Below are 5,967 nucleotides of genomic sequence, written 5' to 3' on the forward strand. Positions count from 1 at the left end.
TGGCGCCGATTCGGGCGTGGAGATTCTCGATATCCATAACAACGTTGCTCATCCTACACTTCCTTCCAATGTCAGATTCAATAGTGCTTTCGCTTCCACCGCATACTCCATGGGCAGCTGGCTGAAGACCTCTTTGCAGAAACCGTGGACGATCATGCTCACCGCGTCCTCTTCGTTGATCCCCCGCTGTCGCAGGTAGAAGAGCTGCTCGTCGCTGATCTTGGTCGTCGTCGCTTCGTGCTCCACCTGCCCGTGGGCATCCTTGCTCTCCAGATAGGGGAAGGTATGCGCTCCGCACTGATCGCCGATGAGCAGGCTGTCACACTCGCTGTAGTTGCGCGCCCCTTCGGCGTTGGCCCCGATCTTGACCAGGCCCCGGTAGGTATTCTGCCCCTTCATGGCGCTGATCCCTTTGGAGATGATCGTAGAGCTGGTGTTTTTGCCCAGGTGGATCATCTTGGTCCCGGTGTCGGCCTGCTGGGCCAATGTCGTGACGGCCACGGAGTAAAACTCTCCCACGCTGTTATCCCCTTTGAGGACGCAGCTGGGGTATTTCCAGGTGATGGCCGATCCGGTCTCCACCTGGGTCCAGGAGATCTTGGCGTTCTCTTCGCAGAGGCCCCGTTTGGTGACGAAGTTGTAGATGCCGCCTTTGCCCTCTTCGTCGCCGGGGTACCAGTTTTGGATCGTGGAGTATTTGATTTCGGCGTCTTTGAGAGCGATCAGCTCCACCACGGCGGCGTGGAGCTGGTTCTCGTCCCGCATGGGAGCGGAGCACCCCTCGTTGTAGCTGACGTAGCTTCCTTCGTCGGCCACGATCAGAGTCCGCTCGAACTGCCCCGTATTGAGGGCGTTGATCCTAAAATAGGTGGAGAGCTCCATGGGGCAGCGCACCCCTTTGGGGATATAGACAAAGGTCCCGTCGGTGAAGACCGCCGAGTTGAGGGCCGCAAAGTAGTTGTCGTTCATGGGGACGACGCTGAACATATACTTCTTGATCAGCTCGGGGTAATCCCGGATCGCTTCGGAGATGGAACAGAAGATGATCCCCTTCTCTTTGAGCTCCTCCTGATAGGTGGTCTTGACCGAAACCGAGTCGACGACGGCGTCGACGGCCACTTTGACCCCGGCAAGCTGTTTCTGCTCTTCCAGGGGGATTCCCAGCTTCTCATAGGCTTCCAGGATCTTCGGATCGACCTCGTCCAGGCTCTCCGGGCCTTTCTTGGGAGCGGCGAAGTAGCTGATGGATTGGTAATCGACCGGCTCGTATTCCAGATGTCCCCAGTGAGGCTCTTCCATCTCCAGCCACTTATGATAGGCCTTGAGGCGCAGCTCGGTCATCCAGTCGGGTTCATCCTTCTTCTTGGAGATGAAGCGGATCACCTCGTCGCTGAGGCCCGGCGGAACCTTGTCCTCTTCGATATCAATCTCGAAGCCGAGGGCGTACTCGCCCGAAACTGCTTTGTCCAGCTCTTCTTGTGCCATGACTATCCTTTTTTCGACGGCTTTGGAGAGTTTATAACCAAAGCCGAGCGCTTGTGTCAAGGGATTTTAGCAGAAATTCGTTTAATCCGGAGTATTTTTATCATATTTACATACATTTACAGGGAATTGTGATAGTATTATCAGTAAAATAAAATATTAAGATAGAGAAAAGGAGATGAGGATGTTATCTTTATTTAAATCAAAAAACAAGAAATTGGTCGAACGATGGGAAAAAGAGCATGAGAAGCTGGTCGTTCTGGGGGAGAAGGTGATCGCTGAATATGTCAAAGGTAACGAAGATCAGGCCAAACTCTATCTCAAAAAATTTACCGATCTTGCCATGGATCATCTCAGCAGTGAGGATATCGAGATGTTCAAACTGTTGCGTGGCAGTAATCTCAATGAGGAACGACTCGAAAAAATGATTGAGGATTTTCAACGGTCATTCAAAGAGACCAAAACCACCTTGATGAAATTCCTGGCCAAGTATGTCAAATCTGGAACCCCTCTGGATAATGATTTTTTCGACACTTTCCAGGCGGTAATGGATATTTTGGGAAAACGGATCGACTATGAAGAGCAAAATCTCTATTTTCAGCTCAAACTGAGCTGAGCCGAAGCCATAAGGGCTAAAAGTTCTTGGCGTTTTTGAATTCGGCCACTTCGCTGTCGACCATGGCGTCGATCATCCGCAAATAGAGATCATTAATCAGATTGGGTGAGAGATCCAGTTCAATCGCTTTGGCCCTGGCCCGGTTGATCACGTCGGCAATCCGATCTTCCGCTTTGATCTCATCAATCGAATCTTTGAAGTGGGCCAGCTGCCGGATATAGGCATTACGGGCGGCAATAAGCTCCACGATCTTCTCGTCAAGCTTGTCAATCTCCGCTCTGGCCTCATCGAGAGAATTGCACTGCTTGATCTCCATCGCGCTACCTCCATTTCAATAATATCTCGGTCATTATAGCATAGCGCCTTCGGCGAAGTCGTTAGTTGTTAGTCGATAGTCTCTAGTCGATGGTTGGGACGGGCAGTATGTCGTTTATGGAAGGCACTGGGCCTTGGAGGCAGAGCTTCAGTCCTGTCTTGCCGGATTGAAGTCCCGCCTCCAATAACCGTGTTACAAAGTGACGCCCCAAAATTCCTAATTCCTAATTCCTAATTGAGTGCTCTGAAAAACAACCGGTTTCACTCGATAGCTCTGGCAGTCGCGAACGCAAGCGCCCGTTTCACGGGTTGAGCGCTCCTTTGTCGCCATCGAGTGAAACCTCTCGTGGACATTTTTCAGAGGGTTCAATTCCTAGTTACTCGTTACTAGTTACTAGTTTCCAACATCTCCTCTTCCAGATACCGTGCCACCGCATCCTCATCGTTGCTCCAGGGCAAGACGAGATCGGCCCGCTCTTTGAGCTCCTCGATGGCGTTGGCCACGGCGATGCGATGTCCGGCCATCTCGAAGAGGCCGATGTCGTTATGGCTGTCGCCGAAGACCGTGGTATGGGCTTTGTCCACCCCTTCGATCCCCTCCAGTTTCGCCAGGGCATGCGCCTTGTCTCCCTCGGGGTGCAGGACGGTCATGAACCAGCAGTCGATGTAGGGGTCGGCGGAGCGTTTGATCTCGATCGCTTCCCCCAGCTGTTCCCGCAGAATCCGTTCCAACTCGGCGGTTCGCTCCTCGCTCTCCAGAAAGACCAGTTTGAGGTTCCGATCCATCGCCCGCATCTCCTTGACATCCAGCACCCGCCGGTCGTTGTGAAAGGTCGCCAACAGTTCGCGCTGCCAGCGGTTGGAGGCATGGGGGTAGAGGAAACTCTCCTGCCCATCCTCCTCCATCCCTACCAGCAGCGGTTCCATCCCCGTCTCCCGCCGGGCGATATCGATCACCGCATTCCCCAGCTCCCGGTCCAGCGCCGCCACATCGATGAGCTTCCCTTCGATCGTGGCGATCACCACACCGTCGAGCAGAATGAGCGGTTCCCGCAGATGCAGCCCCTCCAGGAGCTTGCGCACTCCCGTCAGGCTCCGGGCCGTGGCGACGGAGAGCCTCTTCCCCTGCTCCACACATTCGTTCCAAACTTTGCGACTGTAGTCTGAGAGACTCAAATCTGTCCTCAAAAAGGTTTTGTCCAGGTCCGTAAGGTAAAAAGGGTTCATCGGGCTCCGTTTCATTTTTTTGGTGATATTATCTCCAAACTTCTTCGACCCCCGTTCACTCCGTTGCTTCACTGATCCGAGGGGTGACCCGTGCCATGCGGGGTTCGGGATCTGTCAGGAGCAGATCCGGCGCGCTGAAAGGGGCGATCCGTTCGATGAAGTCGAGGAGCGAGAGGAGCGGAGTGGCATAGAAGAAGCGAAGACGGTGGTCATACTGCCAGAGTTTGTCGGCATAGATCAACACCCGGTAGGGGGTATCGCCCAATCCGTCGCCGTTACGGTCGAAACCTTCATAACGGCTCCAGTAGTTCCGGGCGATCTCGTTGTCTCCCCGTTTGGCCCGGGGGATGTCCAGGACCACATCGTCGAGATTGCCGATGAAATCGTTGTCCCGGATCCGGTTGTTGCGTATGGCGGCGTGAAAGTGGAGTGCCGTGACGTTGTCGATCACGAGGTTTCTCTCGATGAAACGGCGCAATCCGATCTCCACAGGGGAAGAATCGATATAGAAGGCCTGGGCACAGCCGAGGAGGAGATTGTCCGTGACATGGATCCCATGTCCGTGCTGCAGCAGGATCCCCGTGCCGGTAGCCAGACGGGTCGCGACAATCCGATTGGCCGTGAGGTTCAGATCCTGCCCACCCTGCACGAAGATCCCGGCATAGGCGCGCCGGATCCGATTGCCGACGATGCTTACGTTGCGATCCATCGACAGCAGGAGACCGTAGCGGACCTCCGCTATGCGATTGTTCTCTATCTGTACATCCCGGGAACGGCTCACGGAAAGATCCCGCCCCCCGCTCAGAGTGTTGTCGATAACCCCGACACCCCGGGATCCCCAGATCCGGATGAAATCCCCCCGGTTGTCCACCACTTTTTCCGGATAGGAGCGGAGACGGTTTCTCGCGAGTTTGACACGGCGGCTCATCTCGACAACGATGCCAAAGAGGCTTTTCTCGATCCGACATCCCCGAATTTGGACATCCGAGGCCCCCTCCATGCTGATCGCCGCATCCAGGGCATCCCGCCGATGCCCGGACCCCGCAATAACAAGATTCTCCAGCCGTACATGGGAGGCCCGAATCCTCACCACCGTCCCCTTCCCCGGCCCTTCGATCACTGTCCGCCCAGGGATTCCCAGAATCGTCAAAGGCTTGTCGATGTGCACCTGTTCCCTGAACGTCCCCGCCGAAAGTTTCAGCGTCGCTCCGGGAGCCGCGCTGTCAATCGCCTCCTGCAGCGCCCCGGCTGTCAATAAAATTGAGAAGCAATGAAATAGTGCCCCTCTCACGACCGGCGTACGAAGAAGTTTATACCCAAACGCTTTCCATTTCGTTTTGCTTTCGGCCGATCGTATCGTCATTTTATCCCCATCGACCGCCATCTCATTCTCGAAAGATTGCGGCATACTTACGAAATCATATCTCAAAATCACTCAAGGAAAAACCATGAAAACCATCGGACTCCTGGGCGGCATGAGCTGGGAGAGCAGCGCGCTCTATTACCGGCTCCTCAACGAGGAGGTCAAACATCGCCTGGGCGGCCTCCACTCCGCCCGCTGCGTAATGCTCAGCGTGGACTTCGCCGAGATCGAGCGGCTCCAGATGGCCGGAGAGTGGGAGCGGGCCGGTGCTCTGCTGGCCGAGGAAGCCCGTCGGATCGAGACGGCCGGGGCCGAGCTGCTGCTGCTCTGCACCAACACCATGCACAAACTCGCCCCGCAGATCGAAGAGTCGATCAATATCCCTTTTCTCCACATCGCCGACGCCACCGGAGCGGCGATCCGCCGGGCGGGGCTGCAGACCGTGGGGCTCCTGGGGACCCGCTTTACAATGGAGGAGGATTTTTACGCCGATCGTCTACGTAAGCGCTGGAACCTGGAGGTGCTCATCCCCAAACCCGCCGACCGGCAGATCGTCCATCAAATCATCTACGAAGAGCTGGTCCTGGGAATCGTCCGGGAGGAATCCCGCCGGGAGTATCTGCTCATCATCGACGATCTGCGCCGCCGAGGCGCTGAGGGGATCATCGAAGGATGCACCGAGATCGGGATGCTGGTCACACCCGAACATACCGACGTGCCACTTTTCGACACGACTCGTATCCATGCGACGGCGGCGGTGGAGTCGGCGCTATCAGAACGACGATGACCGAAAAAGCTCCATCGCAATGCGATAAAGCAAGCTTTCGCTAAAATACCTTCAATTCAATCAAGAGAACCTTCCAAGGAAAGCGATTCATGTCCGAACATTGCAAAAAAGCCTACATCACCACCCCTATCTACTACGTCAACGACATCCCCCATATCGGCCACGCCTACACCACCA

The 5,967-nt window shown here is 55.3% G+C and carries 6 protein-coding genes; 2 read left to right on the plus strand and 4 right to left on the minus strand.

Annotation, left to right across the window (positions count from 1 at the left end):
• Nucleotides 1–48: 48 nt before the first annotated feature.
• Nucleotides 49–1,485: a Fe-S cluster assembly protein SufB gene (gene sufB, locus F8I07_RS04690; RefSeq protein WP_292656386.1), complete on the minus strand. Its 1,437-nt coding sequence runs from the start codon at nt 1,483–1,485 to the stop codon at nt 49–51.
• A gap of 214 nt (nt 1,486–1,699) precedes the next feature.
• On the opposite strand from sufB, the gene F8I07_RS04695 reads away from it, so the two are divergent.
• A complete protein-coding gene (locus F8I07_RS04695) occupies nt 1,700–2,098 on the plus strand; it encodes a hemerythrin domain-containing protein (RefSeq protein ID WP_292656389.1) in 399 nt (132 codons plus the stop codon).
• Nucleotides 2,099–2,114: 16 nt separating this feature from the next.
• Here F8I07_RS04695 and F8I07_RS04700 read toward each other — a convergent pair whose 3' ends face one another.
• From F8I07_RS04700 to nosD, 3 genes are all read right to left on the minus strand, one after another.
• On the minus strand, nt 2,115–2,414 hold the full coding sequence (locus F8I07_RS04700; RefSeq protein ID WP_292656393.1) for a chorismate mutase: 300 nt from the start codon (nt 2,412–2,414) through the stop codon (nt 2,115–2,117).
• A gap of 386 nt (nt 2,415–2,800) precedes the next feature.
• A complete protein-coding gene (locus tag F8I07_RS04705) occupies nt 2,801–3,640 on the minus strand; it encodes an HAD family hydrolase (protein ID WP_292656396.1) in 840 nt (279 codons plus the stop codon).
• Between the two features lie 55 nt (nt 3,641–3,695).
• On the minus strand, nt 3,696–5,003 hold the full coding sequence (nosD, locus tag F8I07_RS04710) for a nitrous oxide reductase family maturation protein NosD (protein WP_292656398.1): 1,308 nt from the start codon (nt 5,001–5,003) through the stop codon (nt 3,696–3,698).
• A gap of 85 nt (nt 5,004–5,088) precedes the next feature.
• Here nosD and F8I07_RS04715 point away from each other — a divergent pair, with 85 nt between their 5' ends.
• Complete coding sequence (locus F8I07_RS04715; protein WP_292656402.1) at nt 5,089–5,790, plus strand: aspartate/glutamate racemase family protein; 702 nt, start codon at nt 5,089–5,091, stop codon at nt 5,788–5,790.
• The last annotated feature ends 177 nt before the right edge of the window (nt 5,791–5,967 follow it).

This window comes from Nitratifractor sp., assembly GCF_015487065.1.
GTDB lineage: Bacteria > Campylobacterota > Campylobacteria > Campylobacterales > Sulfurovaceae > Nitratifractor.

What these genes read in the sequence shown, in the direction of transcription:
- sufB (WP_292656386.1), bottom strand. Translation starts at nt 1,485, where the DNA reads ATGGCACAAGAAGAGCTGGACAAAGCAGTTTCGGGCGAGTACGCCCTC.
- F8I07_RS04700 (WP_292656393.1), bottom strand. Translation starts at nt 2,414, where the DNA reads ATGGAGATCAAGCAGTGCAATTCTCTCGATGAGGCCAGAGCGGAGATT.
- F8I07_RS04705 (WP_292656396.1), bottom strand. Translation starts at nt 3,640, where the DNA reads ATGAACCCTTTTTACCTTACGGACCTGGACAAAACCTTTTTGAGGACA.
- nosD (WP_292656398.1), bottom strand. Translation starts at nt 5,003, where the DNA reads ATGACGATACGATCGGCCGAAAGCAAAACGAAATGGAAAGCGTTTGGG.
- F8I07_RS04715 (WP_292656402.1), top strand. Translation starts at nt 5,089, where the DNA reads ATGAAAACCATCGGACTCCTGGGCGGCATGAGCTGGGAGAGCAGCGCG.